Origin of the sequence: Streptomyces sp. NBC_00988 (genome assembly GCF_045162645.1) — a bacterium.
In the GTDB taxonomy this organism is placed as follows: Bacteria; Actinomycetota; Actinomycetes; order Streptomycetales; family Streptomycetaceae; genus Streptomyces.
The window spans coordinates 10,871,503-10,888,273 of record NZ_CP108730.1 but is presented as its reverse complement, the minus strand read 5'-3'; the positions used below and the strand labels follow the sequence as shown (position 1 = coordinate 10,888,273).

Sequence of the window (16,771 nt, the reverse complement as noted above, 5' to 3'; positions counted from 1 at the left end):
ATGACGTCCGTTCACGAGGGCGACCTGGTCCTCGGCGCGCTGGGAAACCTGGGCACGCCGATCGACTGCGCCGGGTTCAACCGCCTCGACCTCGAAGGCCCGCAGGTGCTGTGGCTGGTCGCGTCGGGCGCCATCGACCTGTTCGCGGTGGACGCCGTACAGCAGGGGCACTGGCACCACCTCGGCCGCCTGGAGGCGGGCTCGCTGCTGCTCGGCCCGGTCACCGGACCCCAACACACCCTGGTGGCCCGCCCGTTGCGCGACTGCGTGGTGCGCCGCATCAACCTGCGCGAGCTGTACCAGGCCGCGGACACCCAGACCTGGTCCTACGACGAGTACGGCAACCCCCAGTACGTGCCCCCGACTTCGAGCCCGCTCGAACACGCCCTCGCCCTCGGTGTCGGCCGCGGACTCTCCATCCTCTTCCAGGCGCCGATGGCCACCGAGCGGGCCGCCGCGCCCACCGACGACGACGTCTTCTGGATGCAGGTCCCGCCGGGCAGCGTGCAGTACGGCTCGATGTACGGCGCGGAGGCCGCCGCCGATCTGCTGATGGACCCGGCTGTCTGGCAGGGCATGGTCGACCAGCAGTACCGGCTGCTGTCCACGCTGGACAAGTGGATCGAGCAGCTGGAGCGCACCCACGAGACGCGAACTGCCGCCGGTATCAAGGCCGGTGAGGCGGTGCGCGCACAGGCCGACCGGACCCTGCTGGCGTCGATCGGCAAGTCGTCGGCACGGCGTACCACGGCAGCCGACGCCGACGCGTCCTACGCGGTCTGCAAGTTGGTCGCCGAGGCGGCGGGTATCACCCTCGCCGAGCCCGCACAGAGCGGTAGCGAGAGCGACCGTCTGGACCCGGTCGAGCGGATCGCCCTCGCCTCCCGGGTCCGGGTGCGGGCCGTACGGCTCGACGGGCGCTGGTGGCGGGACAACGTCGGTCCGCTGGTGGGCCATCGGGCGTTGTCCGGGGCGCCGGTCGCGTTGGTGTGGCGGCGCGGTGGGTACGTGGCCGTACATCCGTCCACCGGGCGCGAGACTCCGATCGAGAAGGCGAACGCGGAGGAGTTCGAGCCGCGCGCGGTGATGTTCTACCGTCCGCTGCCCGAGCGGCGCCTCAACCCGTTCGGGCTGCTGCGCTTCAGCATGCAGGGCACCGGCAGCGACCTGACGAACCTGTTGATCAGCGGGCTGGTGACGGTCGCCATCGGCGCGTTGGTGCCGATCGCGACGGGCAAGGTGCTCGGCGAGTTCGTGCCGAAGGCCCAGACGAACCTGATCGTCCAGGTCTGTCTGGCCGTGATGATCACGAGTGTGGTGGCGGCGGCCTTCATGCTGCTGGAGAACCTCACCATCCTCCGCCTGGAGGGCCGAATAGAGGCGACCCTCCAACCGGCGGTCTGGGACCGGCTGTTGAGACTCCCGACGAAGTTCTTCACCGAACGCTCGACGGGTGAACTCGCCAGCGCGGCGATGGGCATCAGCTCGATCCGCCGTCTGCTGGCGGGAGTTGGGCCCGTCGTCGCCCAGTCGGTGACGGTCGGCGCGATGAACCTGGGCCTGCTGTTCTGGTACAACCCGTCGATGGCGCTCGCGGCGATCGGCATGCTCGTCGTGATCGCGACCGTGTTCCTGAGCCTCGGCCTGTGGCAGGTGCGCTGGCAGCGCAAGCTGGTCGTCCTCAACAACAAGCTGAACAACCAGGCGTTCCAGACCCTGCGCGGCCTGCCGAAACTCCGCGTCGCGGCGGCCGAGAACTACGCCTACGCGGCCTGGGCCTCCGAGTTCGCCCGCAGCCGCGAACTCCAGCAGAAGGTGGGCCGGATCAAGAACCTCACCACGGTGATGGGCGCGGTGTACCTGCCGGTCTGCACCCTGCTGATGTTCATGATCCTCGCGGGCCCGGCACGCGGCTCGATGTCGGCGGCCTCCTTCCTCAGCTTCAACACCTCGGTGACGATGCTCCTGACCTCCGTCACCAGCCTCACCGGCGCCTTCATCTCCGCCGTGTCCGCCCTCCCGCTCTTCGAGGAGATCAGGCCGGTCCTGGACGCGGCCCCGGAGGTCCGCACCGCGAGCACCCGCCCCGGCCGACTGTCCGGCGCGATCGAGGCCCGCCGGGTGTCCTTCCGCTACGCCGACGACGGCCCCCTCGTCCTCGACGACGTGTCCTTCAATGTCCGCGCGGGCGAGTTCGTGGCGATCGTCGGCCCCAGCGGCTGCGGCAAGTCCACCCTGCTCCGCCTCCTCATCGGCTTCGACAAACCGGTCTCCGGCAGCGTCCTCTACGACGGCCAGGACCTGGGCGCCCTCGACCAGTCGGCGGTGCGGCGGCAGTGCGGGGTGGTGCTCCAGCACGCGCAGCCGTTCACCGGTTCCATCCTGGACGTCATCTGCGGCACCGAGCCGTTCACGCCGGAGGAGGCGATGGCGGCGGCCGAGATGGCGGGGCTCGCCGAGGACATCAAGCGGATGCCGATGGGCCTGCACACCATCGTCTCCGGCAGCGGCGCGGTGTCGGGCGGCCAGCGTCAACGCCTCATGATCGCCCAGGCGTTGATCCGCCGACCGCGCATCCTCTTCTTCGACGAGGCGACCAGCGCGCTGGACAACGAGACCCAGCGGACGGTGATCGAGAGCACGAAGGCCCTGAACGCCACGCGTATCGTCATCGCGCACCGCCTGTCGACCGTGCTCGACGCCGATCGCGTGATCGTCATGGAGGACGGCAAGGTCGCCCAACAGGGGCCGCCCGCACAGCTGTTGGCGGACACGGGTGGGCGGCTGCACGAGCTGGTGCGGCGGCAGATGGCGTGACGGGTCACACCAGGCCGGGCACGGGTCAGCGCAGGCCCAAGGTACGTCAGTCCAGGCCCGGCACGACCGCGCCGGAGGGTACCCCGGCCGCCAAGTAGCCGTCGTAGAACGCCTTCCAGGGCACACCTGCACCGGTGTGCGGTCCCTCGACGCGCTCGCCTCGGGTCTTCGCGTCCAGCGCGGCCAGGCAGACCTCCCAGCCGGCGCCGTTGCGGGACGCGGTGTTCTCGGCGCCGAGGACGTTGGTGAGTGTGAAGCGGGTGCGCTTCTCCTCGATCTCCTCCAGGTCGAAGTGCAGCTCGTCGCCACCCCATTCGAAGGACAGGTGCCGGGGTGCGTCGACGGCAAGGACGCGGCCGGTCGGCTCGGGCATGTCGGGGTCGCCGCTGAAGGTGACCGTCCCGCCGGGGCGCAGGTCGAACTCGGCGCGTGAGGGGAACCATTGGGCGAGTTCGTCGGGGTCGGTCACGAACTGCCAGACGCGGTCGAGGGGTTGGTCGTAGGTGCGGCTGAAACGGACGGCGGAGCGGCCGTCGTCCAGGGTCAGATACGTACCGGTGAGGTCGACGGACATGGCGGATCAGTCCTTCGGAGTGAGGTGGGGGGTGTCATCCTCGGACGTCTCGTCGAGGCGCCGGCCCAACCTGTCCAGGCTGCGGTTCCACAGCTCGCGGTAAGGGGCGAGCCACGCGTCGAGTTCGGCGATCGGGGCCGGGTCGAGGGCGTAGACACGGCGCTGCGCGTCCTGTCGTACCCGGACCAGGCCCGCGTCCCGCAGCACCCGCAGGTGCTTCGACGTGCTGGGCTGGCTCAGACCGCAGGCCTCCACGATCTCGCCGACGGGCCGGGGCCGCTCCAGGAGCAGGCCGACGATGGCCCGCCGGTGGGGATCGGCGAGGGCGGTCCAGAGCGAGGCGTCGGACATGACCCCAATATGCCTCGCCGGTTATATTCCAGTCAAGGAATACAGCACCCGGAACACGGAACGCGCGCTCCCTCAGGCGACCGGGCGGCCGTACCCCGCAACATCCCCGTGGTCCACCCCGTGCGCCGCCCAGCTGTACAGATGCAGGTCGAGGCCGTCCGGGTCGTTGAACACCAGCAGCCAGCCGATCGACGCCTCGATCACCGGTGAGTGCGGGACGCCGAGGGTGTCGAGGTGGGCGGCCCAGGCCTCGATGTCGGCGCGGTCCGGGACCGCGAAGCTGACGGGGTCGAAGCCCTGACAGCCTTGCGCCGCCTCGGAGTTGACGCGCAGGCAGAGCATCGAGTCACCGAGCCCAGGGACCTCGCCCGCCACCCCGCGCACGACTCCGTCCGCGTCCTGGAACTCATACGTGACCTTGAAACCGAGCACGCGGCCGTACCAGTCGCGTGAGCGGTCGAGGTCGGTGACGGGCATCTTCACGTGATGGATTCCGGCGAGCTCCGGCATGGTTCTCACGCTCCTCACTCATTTCACCGCAGTACGACTGCGCCGATTTCCTCTAGACTCCTCCCCATGCCCGAACCCGTCAACCAGAAGAGGCCCTACCGCTCGGCCAAGCGCGCCGAAGCGGCAGCGACGACCCGCACCCGCATCCGGGAGGCGGCCGCCCGCCTCTTCACAGAGAACGGATACACGGGCACGCGGATGAAGGAGGTGGCGACGCTGGCCGGTGTCGGCGAGCGCACGCTGTACGACGCGTTCCCCACCAAGGCGGCCCTGTTCGGGCACACCCTGGGTGTCACGCTCGCCGGGGACGAGGAACCGGTGCCCGTCCCGGAGCGCCCCGAGACCCTGGCGATCCGGGACGAGCCCGACCCCGAGCGCGCGATCGGCCGTACCGTCGACCAGTTCACGGACCTGCTGGAGCGCGCCGGTGACCTGATCATGGTGACCGTCGAGGCGGCCGGCGCCGACCCGGACATGCGGGCGTCGGCGGACGCCGGTGCCGAGGCGACGTACGGCGTGCATCTCGCTCTGACCACGGCGCTTGAGGCGCGCGGAGCCCTCCGCCCGGGCCTCGACGCGCGCACCGCCGCCGACACGCTCTACGCCCTCGCGTCACCGCACATGCATCAACTCCTGCGCGGACACCGGGGTTGGACGCGGGACGCCTATCGGGCGTGGCTGCGGCGGGTGTTGGTCGCGGAGCTGCTCGGGCCTCACTGAGCGGTGCCGCCCTGCCAGAGGTGCGGGACGTCGCCCGTGCGGCTGTGCATCCCGGTCGCCAACACCCGTACGGCAGCCGCGAATTGGGCTGGATCACGCAGGAACTCCATGTGGATGCCGGGGAATTCGACCCACGGCACGCCGATCCGGCGGGCGATCTCGATCGACGGCCGGGCGTAGTACGTACCGCGGTCTTCCGCGCCCGCCCCCAACACCACGGGAAACGGGGCCGACTTGAGCGCGGCCTCATCGGGCCGGAAGGCGGCGAAGCCGGGCCATTCCATGCCGAAGAGGTGGTCCTGGTTCGCGAGGAACCGCTTCCAGAGGTCGGCGGGCCAGCGGTACGTTCCCTCGCCGCGGGTCGTCTCCGCGAACCGGCGGCCGGCCGCGGATGCCCCGCCCTGTTCGTAGAGTGCGGCCAGTTCGGCGAAGAAGCCGCGGCCGGGGTCGCCGTCGGGCAGGACGTTCACGGCGGGCGGTTCATGGGCGACGAGGCCCGCCATCGCCTCCGGGTGCAGTGCGGCCAGCGTGAGGCCGATGATCGCGCCTCCGCTGTTGCCGAAGACCAGCGCCCGGCCGGAGGCCAGACCGGCGATGAGCGCGCGGGCGTCGGCGGCCTGCACGGCGAGTTCCATCGGCGCCTGTGACCTGCCGGAACTCCGCGAGTTGCCGCGCCGGTCGTACGAGATCACCATGAATGCGTCGGAAAGGGTCTCGGCGATGCCGTCGTAGTAGCCGGCGTCTCCCCCGGCCCCGCTGATCATCAACAGCGCCGGGCCGGTGCCGCGTACCTCGTAGTACAGCCCGGCTCCATCGACCTCGAACACGCCACTGCGCATGACTGCTCCCCGTCCTCTGCGAAACGTTGCCGTTTCGCAGAAAGTGGTCTACTCTCCGATGTGTACGAAACCGTTTCGTTTACGTTTTGGTAAACCCCGAACGACTTCCCTGGAGTGGTTCCCGATGTCCCAGAAGACATTGACCGAAGACACCCGGTCGGGTGCCGAGGAGGCGCAGTCCGCGTCCTCCAAGCGGTGGTGGATCCTCGCGATCGTCGCCGTCGCACAGTTGATGGTGGTCCTCGACGCCACCATCGTGAACATCGCCCTGCCGTCGGCCCAGAAGGACCTCGGCTTCTCCGACGGCAACCGGCAGTGGATCGTCACCGCGTACGCCCTGGCGTTCGCCTCCCTGCTGCTGCTCGGCGGCCGCATCGCCGACCTGTTCGGCCGCAAGACCGCCTTCCTCGCCGGTGTCGTCGGATTCGCCGCCGCCTCCGCGCTCGGCGGCGCCGCCACCAGCTTCGAGATGCTGGTCACCGCACGCGCCCTCCAGGGTGTCGCGGGCGCGCTGCTCGCGCCGGCCGCGCTGTCCCTGCTCAACACGACGTTCACGGACGCCCGTGAGCGCGCCAGGGCGTTCAGCGTCTACGGCGCCATCGCCGGCGCCGGCGGTGCGGTGGGTCTGCTGCTCGGCGGTGTGCTGACCGACGCCTTCGACTGGCGCTGGACGCTCTACGTGAACGTCGCCATCGCCTTCGTCGCCTTCGCGGGCGGCTGGGTCCTGCTCAGCAACCACCGTGACGCCGCGGGCTCCAAGCTGGACGTGCCGGGCACGGTCCTGGTCGCCGGTGGTCTGTTCTCCCTCGTCTACGGCTTCTCCAACGCCGAGACGCACGACTGGAGTTCACCGCAGACCTGGGGCTTCCTGATCGTGGGCGTCGTACTCCTCGCCGCCTTCGCCTGGTGGCAGAACCGCGCCGCGCACCCGCTGCTGCCGCTGCGCATCCTGCTCGACCGCAACCGGGGCGCCTCGTTCCTCGCCGTGCTGATCACCGGTGCGGGCATGTTCGGCGTGTTCCTCTTCCTCACCTACTACCTCCAGCTGAACCTCGGCTTCAGCCCCACCAAGACCGGTGTCGCGTTCCTGCCGATGATCGGCGCCCTGATGGTCATGGCGCAGATCGGCACCACGATGCTCGTGCCGCGGCTCGGCCCGAAGGTCGTCATTCCGCTGGGCTTCGCCATCGCCATGGTCGGCATGGCCTGGCTGACCGACATCGGGACCAGCTCGTCCTACGCGACCCATGTCCTGCCGCAGCTGATCGTGATCGGCGCGGGTCTCGGCATGGTGATGCCGCCGGCGATGCAGCTCGCCACGGGCGGTGTGGCCGCCGAGGACGCGGGTGTCGCCTCGGCGACGGTCAACGCCATGCAGCAGGTGGGCGGTTCGATCGGTACGGCGCTGCTGAACACGCTGGCCGCGAGCGCCGCGACGGACTACCTGGCCGGGAAGGACGCGTCCAGCAAGCTGGTCCAGGCGCAGGCGACGATCGAGAGCTACACCACCGCGTTCTGGTGGTCGGCGGGCTTCTTCGCCGCGGGCACGCTGATCGCGTTGGCGCTCTACCGTCGCGGGGTTCCGCAGCAGGAGGCGGACGCCGCACCGGTCGTCCACATGTGACCGGCTCCGCCCGAGCCTGAGCCGCACAGACCGAGGGGCCGCCGTCCGCAGGGAGACGGCGGCCCCTCTTCACTGCCCTACTGACAGAAAGTCAACCTTTCTGACCGAAGTTCACCATGTCGAGTGAACCAGATCTTGCGGACGGCGTGTCGGGGATGCTCGGGGTTCCTCCGGGGTAACTACCGAGACCGAATGCGTCCCGTGCCGAGGTGGAGCGGCCATGACAGCGGAAGCGGACGAACGCGACAGTCCCGCGGCCAACTCCTGTGCCCGTACGCGGTCCAGGGGCCCCTTCACAGTGGTCGAGGTCTCGGGCGAGATCGACATGGCGACGGCCGGCTTCGTCGTGGAACATCTGGACGCCGCGACGTCGGTCGACGAGCCCGACGTGCTGGTGGACCTGCGGCCCGTCGAGTTCTTCGACTGCTCGGGGCTGCGCGTGCTGTGCCGGGCCGAGCGACGGGCCAGGGAACGGGGCGGGCGGCTGCAGATCGTCTCCGACGGGCCGCGCATCGACCGGCTGTTGCGTGCCTCGGGGCTGCTCGGCCGCTTTCCGCCGCTGCGCGTACTGCCCTCGCAGGCCGAGCGGCCGCAACGATGACAGGGGCCGGCACGGGCGACCCCACACCGCCCGGCCGACCCCTGGATGCGGGACCGCGGTACTCCGCGACAGGGGCACGCACTCCCCAGCTACGGACCCACCCTGTTGCTCACGGAGACCGTGCGGTCCCGGTCTCTCAGAACGTGAAGACGCCTCCGTATCCGTAGGAGTCCTTCACGCACTCGTTGGAGAAGACGCGCTCGTAGGAGACGCGTCTGCCCTGCCAGACACCGTCGACCGTGACGACGACGGGGCGGTAGAGCTTGTTGCAGAGCACGTCGTCCCGGGCCGTGAGGGCGTCGAAGTCGCCCCCGACGCCGCGCAGTTCGGCGCAGGCCTCGGCGGCGGCCGGGTGGGTGCCGGAGGCGGTGGGCGCGCAGGTGAGGGTCACCGCGCGTTCCGGTGTGGCGAGGGCGGCGTCATTGCCGTGGCCCATGGTGAGCACCAGGGCCGAGGGGGCGTAGAGCGCGGCCGGGCCGGCTCCGTGGGCGGCGAGGGCGGACCCGGTCAGGGGGCCGCAGACGGCGGTGGCCGTCAGACCCAGGGTCGCTGCCCAGCGCGCGGTGTTCCGCATTGTGTGCATCCTTCCGCTCGATACGAACCGATCATGATCCGATCGGTTCGAGGAGGTGCCGGTCCCGCTCGGTCGGTGCCGGACCGGCGGGCGCCACTCTGCCGAGTCCGTCGCGGAAACTCACATCCCACCCACAGGTTTCAGTAACCTTGCGTGTTGAATCAGTGGCGTGAAGTCACAGAATTCGAACGCGCGAACCCCGTAACCATGGGGTTCTTGATCGCCGAAGCGGGTCGGATGGCCGGTTTACCCGTGCTCGCCAATCGTCCTGAAACAGTCCCGAAACATTCCGCTTCAGCTCTCGGCGCACTCCGCCGCAGCCCCTTGCGTTCGCTCTGCTCGCGAGTAATCGTCATTACATGATTACGACAGAACAGCAGGAGAAGCTTCGCGGCTGGTTCACCGGCCGTCTGCCCGACGACCTCTTCGAGGAGCTGGTCGAGGTCACGGTCGACCGCGAGGAGGTCACCGTGATCGGCCGCATCCCCGCGCCCAAACTCACGGAGGGCGTCTCGGACGCCGAGAAGGAGGCGGCCGTCCAGGGCCGCGTGCAGGAGTTCCGCGAGCGCACCCGGGAGACCCGGATCGCCCTCGCCCGCGAGGCCGAGCACCGGTTCCGCAGGAAGGTCTCGTGGGGGGTGGAGTGCGCCGGGGAACGCTCCCTGTTCACGCACATCGCCGCGCCCGTCATGACCCGGCTGCGTCAGCCCGAGCGCCAGGTCCTCGACACTCTCATCGCCGCCGGCGTGGCCCGCAGCCGCAGCGACGCGCTGGCCTGGTGCGTCCGCCTCGTCCAGCGCCACACCGACGACTGGCTCAGCGAGCTGCGCGACTCCCTCGAACACGTCCAGCGGGTCCGCGCCCAGGGCCCCGACGCCGAACCGGAGGACGCCCCGGGCGACAGCGCATAGGAACAGCGGTGGATGATTCCTCCACCCACGGCACGGAAGATGGATGAACCGTCCTCTGGTGCGGGTGTCACGGCCGGCCATACCGTCGGCAGACCCCCTGAGGACGGCATCCGCTCACCCCGCCCACCCCGCGCGCGTGAACGGCCGTCCCCTCCGCCACCGCGCCACAACGCGCTCCACCGCCGTCCCCCGCTGGAGCCCCCTTGTCCCCCTCGGCCCCCTTGTCTGAGCAGCCCGCCCCCTCCCCCGCCGCGCCGAGCCAGTCCCTGACCGAGGTCGAGACCTACGGCGTCGAGCGCATCCCCGACGCGGACCGCACCGCCACCCCGCTCGACCTGTTCCGGGTCGCGTTCGGCGGCGCCAACACCTTCTCCACCTGCGTGCTGGGCGCCTTCCCGATCCTGTTCGGCCTCTCCTTCTGGCAGGGCCTCGCGGCCACGCTCCTGGGAGTCGTCGTCGGCGCGCTGATCCTGTGCCCGATGGCGGTCTTCGGCCCGGTCAACGGCACGAACAACGCGGTCGCCTCCTCCGCGCACCTGGGCGTGCACGGCCGGGTCGTCGGCTCGTTCCTGTCCCTCCTCACGGCCGTCGCGTTCTTCTCCATCTCGGTGTGGAGCTCCGGCGACGCCCTGGTCGGCGGCGCGCACCGACTGTTCGGCCTGGAGCAGAGCACGCTCTCCTACGTCGTCGCGTACGCGCTGTTCGCGGTCCTGGTCCTAGCGGTCTGTGTCTACGGCTTCCGGTTCATGCTGTTCATCAACAAGATCGCCGTGCTGTCCGCGACGGTCCTGTTCCTGCTCGGCGCGATCGCCTTCGCCGGTGACTTCGACCCGTCGTACGCCGGTGTCTTCACGTCCTCGGCGGACGCGGCGACCCAGTCGCTGTTCTGGCCGTCGTTCATCGGCGCGGCCCTGATCGTGCTCTCCAACCCGGTGTCCTTCGGCGCGTTCCTCGGCGACTGGTCGCGCTACATCCCGGCGGACACCCCGCGCCGCAAGGTGGTCGGTGCCGCGTTCCTCTCCCAGATCGCGACCCTGCTGCCGTTCGTCTTCGGCCTGGCGACCGCGAGCATCATCGCCACGAAGGCCCCCAAGTACGTCGACCCGGCCGCCCCGGACTTCGTGGGCGGACTCCTCGCGATCTCGCCGAGCTGGTTCTTCCTGCCGGTCTGTCTGCTGGCCCTGATCGGCGGCATGTCGACGGGCACGACCTCGCTCTACGGCACCGGGCTCGACTTCTCGTCGGTGTTCCCCCGGCTGTCGCGGGTGCAGGCGACGATCCTGGTCGGTGTGCTGTCCATCGCGTTCATCTTCATCGGGCGCTTCGGCCTCGACCTCGTGCAGTCGATCTCCACCTTCGCCACGATGATCATCACCTGTACGACACCGTGGATGGTCGTGATGATGCTGGGCTTCTACACCCGGCGCGGCTGGTACGACCCGGACGCCCTCCAGGTCTTCAACCGCCGTCAGCGCGGCGGGCGTTACTGGTTCGCGCACGGCTGGAACTGGCGCGGCATGACCGCCTGGTGGGTGGCCGCCGTCGTCGGTGTGCTGTTCACGAATATCCCGGGCCAGTTCGTCGGCCCGCTCGGCGACCTGGCGAACGGCGTGGACATCAGCCTGCCGCTGTCGCTGGCCGTCGCCGCCGTGCTGTTCCTGGGCCTGCTCCGGCTGTTCCCCGAACCCCGTGCCGCGTACGGCCCGGAGGGCGCGCGGCTGGCCCGTACCGTCGAGGTCCCGGTGCCGCCGATCACCGGCCCCGGCGCGGCGACCGAGGCGCCCGCCCTGGCCGTCGAGGCCGGCTGATGTCGGCCTGGATCGATCTGTCGGTGCCCGTCGTGACCGGGATGCCCGTGTATCCCGGTGACCCGGCCGTCGAGGTCTCCCCCGCCCTGGGCGCACCCCGGGACGGCGTCAACGTCCTTCAGCTGCACATGGGTTCGCAGTCGGGCACGCATGTCGACGCTCCCTACCACGTGGACGACGCGTGGCCCCGCCTCGACGAACTGCCGTTGGAGCGCTTCGCCGGGCACGCGGTCCTGGCCGACGTGCGGGGGCTGCCGGACCGGGCGCCGATCACGCCCGACCTGCTGGCTCCCGCGCTGAGGCGGTTGAGGCCCGGGTCCCTCCTCCTTCTGGCCACCGGCTGGTCGGCGTGCTGGGGCACCGACCACTACCTCGCCCACCCGTGGCTCACCCCGGAGACGGCCGAGGCCCTCGTCGCGGCGGGCGTCCGTACGGTCGCGGTCGACGCGCTGAGTGTCGATCCGACGCCCGAACCCGGCGATGTGACAGCCGACTTGAGCCTGCCCGCGCACCGTGTGCTGTGCGGCGCGGGCGGGGTGATCGCCGAGAACCTCACGGGTCTGGAGCAGTTGGTGGGCATCCCGGACGTGGAACTGTTCCTGTTCCCGCTGCGGCTGCCGGGCGCGGACGGGGCGCCGGTACGGGCCGTGGCGCGGGCGGTCTGACCGTTCCGGGAAGGTCGTTGTCAGACCCGGCGGTTACGTTGGGATCATGACTCGATTCGTGGTGGTGGCAGGCGCGTGGCTCGGTGCGTGGGCGTGGGACGAGGTGGTGCCCGAGCTGCGCGGGGCCGGGCACGAGGCGCATGCACTGACGCTGTCCGGGCTGGCGGAGAAGCAGGGGGTTCCGGCCAGGCAGCAGACCCATGTCCAGGACATCGTCGACGAGATCGAGCGCCTCGATCTGCGGGACGTCGTCCTGGTCGGGCACAGCTACTCCGGTGTACCTGTCGGTCAAGCCGCGGAGCGGATCGGCGACCGGCTGGCGCGGGTGGTGTTCGTCGATGCGAGCGTGCCGGTCGACGGGGAGTCGTTCCTGGACGGCTTCCCGAGCGACTTCATCAGGAAGTCGCTCGACGAGAACGGCGGCGACTGGCCGCCCCTGGACCCGGCCGACTACGCGGGCCAGGATCTCACGGACGAGCAGATCACCCGCATGGTCACCGACGGGACCCCGCACCCGGGGGCCACACTCACCGAACCGGCAGTCCTGGTCCGCCCGTTGGCCGACCTCCCGGCCACCTACGTCAAGTGCCTGCTCGACGGCGACGAGTTGCCGGCCCCGGCGGACGAACTGGTCGCGAGCGGACGCTGGGAGCTGGTCCGGATGGACACGGGCCACTGGCCGATGTTCTCCCGGCCCCGCGAACTGGCCCGGATACTCGTCGAGTCGGCCACCCGGTCCTGACGCACGGACGCCCGCCCGCCTCCCCCACCCCGACGAGGATTTCGCATGCCCTCCACGAAGAACGTCCTGGCCGTCGTCCCACCCCACATGGGCGGCCGCACCGCGGGAGCCGGACTCGCGACACTGCTGCCCGACGGGGTGGACGTCACCGTCGTCGAGACGGTCGACGAGGACCCGCAGGCCCTGCGCGCGGCCCACGTCGTCATCACCGCGCTCTCCCCGGTGACCGCCGAACACCTCGCCGCGGCACCGGAGTTGGAGCTGGTGCAGTGCGCAAGTCACGGCTTCGACTACGTCGACCTGGACGCCGCGCGCGCCCAGGGGGTCGTCGTCTGCACCATCGGTTCCAGCGGTGCCGAGGCACAGAACGTGGCCGAGCAGACCTTCGCCCTGATGCTGGCGCTGGCCAAGCAACTCGTCCCCGCGCACACCGCACTGGTCGAGGGCGACTGGGCGCTGCCCCGCCTGCAGCGATCCCTGACCGAGCTGTCCGGCAAGACGCTCGGCATCGTGGGACTGGGCGCCATCGGGCAGCAAGTCGCCCGCCGCGCGGCCGCGTTCGACATGACCGTCGTCTACGCCGGCCGACGCCCCGTCCCCGAGGAGACGACGGCCCGCCTCGGCAACGCCCGGCACGTCCCGCTCGACGAACTGCTGCGCCTCTCCGACTACGTGAGCCTGCACGCACCGCTCACCGACGGGACCCGGCATCTCCTGAACGCGGAGCGACTCGCACTCCTCAAGCCGAGCGCGTTCGTGATCAACACCGCGCGAGGCGCCCTGATCGACCAGGACGCCCTCGCGGACGCCCTCGAAGCCGGGGCACTCGCCGGTGCCGGCCTGGACGTCTTCGACCCCGAACCCCCGACCCCGGCCCTGCGGTTGCTCAAGGCCCCGACCGTGGTGCTCTCCCCGCACGTCGGCGGCGTGACCCGGGAGACGGTGCTCAGGATCGCGCTGGCCGCCGTGCAGAACACCGCCGGTTACCTGACCGGCAAGTCGCCGTCCGATGTGGTCAGTTGAGCCGGTCCGCGATCTTCGCGGGGCGCGGTGACGGGGCTCCCGTGCCGGCGATCGACAGCGAACCGGGGCTGGCCGTCACCGAGTCGGCCAGCCAGCGCTGCGCGGTGGAGCCGTCGCGGACCTTGAGCACGATGTCGGCGCCCGGGTCCTTGGTGGTGGAGGTGAGCGCGAGTTCCGAGTTCCAGCGGGGCAGCAACTCGCCCTGCACGGTGAGGTCGTAGCGGACGTCGTTGCCGCGCTCGGACTTCGCGTCGGCGCAGGTGCCGAGGACGACGACACCGGCGTCCGCGTGCGAGTCCAGGCACAGCCCGGGGCTCGCCACACTGCGCAGCAGCCCGTCGGTGTCGTACGACCACTCCTGGGTCCCGGCCGACGAACAGACCGCCAGGACGACGCCGGCGCCGGCCTTCGCGGTGCCCCGGATGTCGAGGCACAGGTCGGCGGCGGCGTTGTGCAGCCGCGTCTGCTGAGGTGCGGTGGGGAGCCTGGCCGTGCCGGGTGCCGATGACGACACGTTTCCAGAGCCACTGTTCGTGGTGCTGGAGGCGACGGGACCGGCGGTGCCGCCGCTGTGGTCCGGCCACAGGACGACGGCGACCACCGTCGCGAGGACCCCGGCACCGATCAGGCCGACGCCGACGAACAGCGATCGGGGCGACCGGGACGACTGTGCCGACCGGGCCGCGTCCATGAGACGGCGGCCGGGTGCGGGGATGCGGGACAGCAGCCGGTGCCGCCCCGTGCTGCCGCCGGAGTGCCCGCCGTGCCGGGAGCCGGTCCTCGTCCGCGCGTCGCGACCGACGCGACCGGGCCGTGACGCGAGGTAGGGGCGGGCGCCCCAGCCGAGCACGGCCTCGGCGAGGAGGATGCCCAACCCGCCTTCGAAATAGCTGAGTTGTTCGGCGGCGGAACGGCAGTAACGGCACTGGGCGAGATGCTGCTGGACATCCGGCAGCAGTCCACCGCCGCGCCGAATCGGGACGTCGAGGAGGCGGTTGTAGAAGCGGCAATCCTGGGTCGGCGCGAGTTCCCGGTGGGCGCGTACACAGCCTTCGCGGAATTTTTCGTGCGCCTGCTGGAGAGCGGCCGACGCGTTGTCGGTATCCATGCCGAGCAGGGCCGCCGGCACGGTTATCGACTCGGCTTCGACCTCGGTGTGCCACAGCAGACACTGGGCGAACGGCGGAAGGGTCTGGAAAGACCGCTCGGCCAGCTTGCGATTTTCGGGCGTCATGGACTTCGCGGCCCGCATGGCGCGGCCCCCGGAGGGATTCTCCAGATCGGGAACAACACTGGATATCCGCTCTTCCGCCGCCCACTCCCGGATCGTGTCGCGCACGGTCAGCAGCAGCCGGGGCCGCAGCGCCACACCGTGTTCGCCGAACGTCAGCCGGTCGAACACCCGGTGGAAGGCGGCCGCCGCGGCCATGGCGGGCACGGACCCCTCCGCGGCAAGACAGATGCCCGCGTAATCCTCGACCGGCCGCCAGTGCCGCGCCATGAGCAGCGCGACGGAATGAGCGGCCTCGCCCTCCGGACGGCCCCGCAGCCGGGCGGCCAGGGTCTCGTCGGATTCCTCGGGAGCCCCGCCGTCCGGCGGCGGGTAAGGAGGACGAGGGGGATGCGGGATGGACACGGAGTGGATTCCTCGGATTCGGTTCATCAACAGGTCAATGAGCCCCGGGCATTACTCCCCGCGCGGGTGTTTCACCCTTGCACAACCCACCCGACCCAACAAGGCACTTGGGTAACTTCCATACCATTGAAAGAAAGTCAGATGCGGTGACAACTCGGTTCACCAGCACGGGCTTTCGACTTTCCATGCGCCCCGTGTGAACCACGCGCACACGCCGGTGCGTCACGCACGCTCCCGGCACACGGCACACCGCGGTCCACTGGGTTCGGCCCTTCTCGGAGGCCACGCGCTGGACGGCGGCTCTCCCGCGCCAAACGGCCGCCGACCCTGCTCCTCCCGCCCTCGGTCGGCGGCCCCGAGGGCGGGGGCGGCCCACCCCCGCCCTCCCTCCATCAGGCCCCGGCCCCACCGATGGTGTCGAGTGCGGCAACCGCGTCGGCGGGCAGCACCAGGTCCGCGGCGGCGATGTTGTCCCGCAGATGGGCACGGGACGAGGTGCCGGGGATCAGGACGGTGGTGGCCGACCGCTGCAACAGCCAAGCGAGGGCGACCTGTTGGGCCGAGGCGTCCAGCCGCACGGCCACCTCGGACAGGGTCCGCGACTGCAGCGGGGTGAAGCCGCCGAGCGGGAAGTACGCGGCGAACGCGATGTTCTCCGCGGCACACCGCTCGACGAGGGCGTCGTCCTCCCGGTTGGCCAGGTTGTACAGGTTCTGCACGGTGACGACCGGTGCGATGGCCTGGGCCTCGGTCAGCTGGGCGGCGGAGACCGTGCTCACCCCGAGGTGCCGGATCAGCCCGGCCTTCCGCAGTTCGGCGAGCGCGCCGAACTCCTCCCCGATCGACTCCTCGTGGGCGCCGTGATCGGTGCCGACCCGCAGGTTCACCACTTCGAGCGCGTCGAGCCCGAGGTTGCGGAGGTTGTCGTACACCTGCGCCTTCAGGTCCTCGGGGTGCCGGGACATGATCCAGCTGCCGTCGGGGCCGCGCCGGGCGCCGACCTTGGTCACGATGCGCAGGTCGTCCGGGTAGGGGTGGAGGGCCTCCCGGATGATCTCGTTGACGACGACGGGGCCGTAGAAGTCGCTGGTGTCGATGTGGGTGATGCCCCGCTCGACGGCCTCGCGGAGGACGGCCACCGCCTCGGTGCGGTCCTTCGGCGGGCCGAAGACGTGGGGGCCGGCGAGCTGCATGGCGCCGTATCCCATGCGGGTGAGGGTGAGGTCCTCGGCGAGGATGAGGGTGCCGCCGGAGACGGTGTCGGCCATGATGGCGCGCCTTTCGATGAGGGGTGGACGGTTCGGTCCTGCCATCGACTCTGCGCCTGTCGCGGCCGGGCAGGCAGTACCCGGATGTTCCTGGTAGTGACAGGGACA

General features: G+C 70.5%; 16 protein-coding genes. 9 read left to right on the top strand and 7 right to left on the bottom strand.

The window, feature by feature from the left end:
* Window positions 1-2,817 (top strand): NHLP bacteriocin export ABC transporter permease/ATPase subunit, encoded by a 2,817-nt coding sequence (locus OG496_RS49130; RefSeq protein ID WP_405975540.1) that lies wholly within the window; start codon window positions 1-3, stop codon window positions 2,815-2,817.
* Between the two features lie 46 nt (window positions 2,818-2,863).
* On the opposite strand, the gene OG496_RS49125 is transcribed toward OG496_RS49130, so the two are convergent.
* The 3 genes from OG496_RS49125 to OG496_RS49115 all read right to left on the bottom strand — a co-directional run bounded on the left by OG496_RS49125 (window position 2,864) and on the right by OG496_RS49115 (window position 4,252).
* The gene (locus OG496_RS49125) at window positions 2,864-3,391 is read right to left on the bottom strand and encodes an SRPBCC family protein (RefSeq protein ID WP_405975539.1); all 528 of its coding nucleotides are present in this window, start codon (window positions 3,389-3,391) and stop codon (window positions 2,864-2,866) included.
* A gap of 6 nt (window positions 3,392-3,397) precedes the next feature.
* A complete protein-coding gene (locus OG496_RS49120; RefSeq protein WP_366491570.1) occupies window positions 3,398-3,742 on the bottom strand; it encodes a metalloregulator ArsR/SmtB family transcription factor in 345 nt (114 codons plus the stop codon).
* A 72-nt stretch (window positions 3,743-3,814) separates the two neighbouring features.
* Window positions 3,815-4,252, bottom strand: a complete 438-nt coding sequence (locus tag OG496_RS49115; protein WP_405975538.1) for a VOC family protein — start codon at window positions 4,250-4,252, stop codon at window positions 3,815-3,817.
* Between the two features lie 66 nt (window positions 4,253-4,318).
* Between OG496_RS49115 and OG496_RS49110 the strand changes: the two genes are divergently transcribed.
* Complete coding sequence (locus OG496_RS49110) at window positions 4,319-4,972, top strand: TetR/AcrR family transcriptional regulator (RefSeq protein ID WP_405975537.1); 654 nt, start codon at window positions 4,319-4,321, stop codon at window positions 4,970-4,972.
* Here the strand turns inward: OG496_RS49110 and OG496_RS49105 are convergent.
* Window positions 4,966-5,811: an alpha/beta fold hydrolase gene (locus tag OG496_RS49105; protein ID WP_405975536.1), complete on the bottom strand. Its 846-nt coding sequence runs from the start codon at window positions 5,809-5,811 to the stop codon at window positions 4,966-4,968. The two genes, OG496_RS49110 and OG496_RS49105, sit on opposite strands and share 7 nt — an antisense overlap.
* A gap of 124 nt (window positions 5,812-5,935) precedes the next feature.
* On the opposite strand from OG496_RS49105, the gene OG496_RS49100 reads away from it, so the two are divergent.
* Both OG496_RS49100 and OG496_RS49095 read left to right on the top strand, forming a co-directional pair.
* The gene (locus OG496_RS49100; RefSeq protein WP_399389864.1) at window positions 5,936-7,435 is read left to right on the top strand and encodes an MFS transporter; all 1,500 of its coding nucleotides are present in this window, start codon (window positions 5,936-5,938) and stop codon (window positions 7,433-7,435) included.
* A 220-nt stretch (window positions 7,436-7,655) separates the two neighbouring features.
* Window positions 7,656-8,036 (top strand): STAS domain-containing protein, encoded by a 381-nt coding sequence (locus OG496_RS49095; RefSeq protein WP_366491575.1) that lies wholly within the window; start codon window positions 7,656-7,658, stop codon window positions 8,034-8,036.
* A 136-nt stretch (window positions 8,037-8,172) separates the two neighbouring features.
* Here OG496_RS49095 and OG496_RS49090 read toward each other — a convergent pair whose 3' ends face one another.
* Window positions 8,173-8,610, bottom strand: coding sequence for a protease inhibitor (locus tag OG496_RS49090; protein ID WP_405975535.1), 438 nt, complete (start codon window positions 8,608-8,610; stop codon window positions 8,173-8,175).
* Window positions 8,611-8,969: 359 nt separating this feature from the next.
* Between OG496_RS49090 and OG496_RS49085 the strand changes: the two genes are divergently transcribed.
* The 5 genes from OG496_RS49085 to OG496_RS49065 all read left to right on the top strand — a co-directional run bounded on the left by OG496_RS49085 (window position 8,970) and on the right by OG496_RS49065 (window position 13,759).
* The gene (locus OG496_RS49085; protein WP_405975534.1) at window positions 8,970-9,521 is read left to right on the top strand and encodes a hypothetical protein; all 552 of its coding nucleotides are present in this window, start codon (window positions 8,970-8,972) and stop codon (window positions 9,519-9,521) included.
* 221 nt (window positions 9,522-9,742) lie between these two features.
* Complete coding sequence (locus OG496_RS49080; RefSeq protein WP_405975533.1) at window positions 9,743-11,329, top strand: purine-cytosine permease family protein; 1,587 nt, start codon at window positions 9,743-9,745, stop codon at window positions 11,327-11,329.
* Window positions 11,329-11,994, top strand: a complete 666-nt coding sequence (locus tag OG496_RS49075) for a cyclase family protein (protein ID WP_405975532.1) — start codon at window positions 11,329-11,331, stop codon at window positions 11,992-11,994. Before OG496_RS49080 ends, OG496_RS49075 begins: the two co-directional genes overlap by 1 nt.
* Before the next feature lie 46 nt (window positions 11,995-12,040).
* Entirely contained in the window at window positions 12,041-12,736 is a 696-nt protein-coding gene (locus tag OG496_RS49070; RefSeq protein WP_405975531.1) for an alpha/beta fold hydrolase, read from the top strand.
* 45 nt (window positions 12,737-12,781) lie between these two features.
* Window positions 12,782-13,759 carry a 2-hydroxyacid dehydrogenase gene (locus tag OG496_RS49065; RefSeq protein WP_405975530.1) on the top strand — a complete coding sequence of 326 codons (978 nt, stop codon included), beginning with the start codon at window positions 12,782-12,784 and terminating at the stop codon, window positions 13,757-13,759.
* Here OG496_RS49065 and OG496_RS49060 read toward each other — a convergent pair.
* Complete coding sequence (locus OG496_RS49060; RefSeq protein WP_405975529.1) at window positions 13,752-15,395, bottom strand: RICIN domain-containing protein; 1,644 nt, start codon at window positions 15,393-15,395, stop codon at window positions 13,752-13,754. The genes OG496_RS49065 and OG496_RS49060 overlap by 8 nt on opposite strands.
* Window positions 15,396-15,787: 392 nt before the next feature.
* On the bottom strand, window positions 15,788-16,663 hold the full coding sequence (locus OG496_RS49055) for an oxidoreductase (protein WP_405975528.1): 876 nt from the start codon (window positions 16,661-16,663) through the stop codon (window positions 15,788-15,790).
* Window positions 16,664-16,771 lie beyond the last annotated feature (108 nt).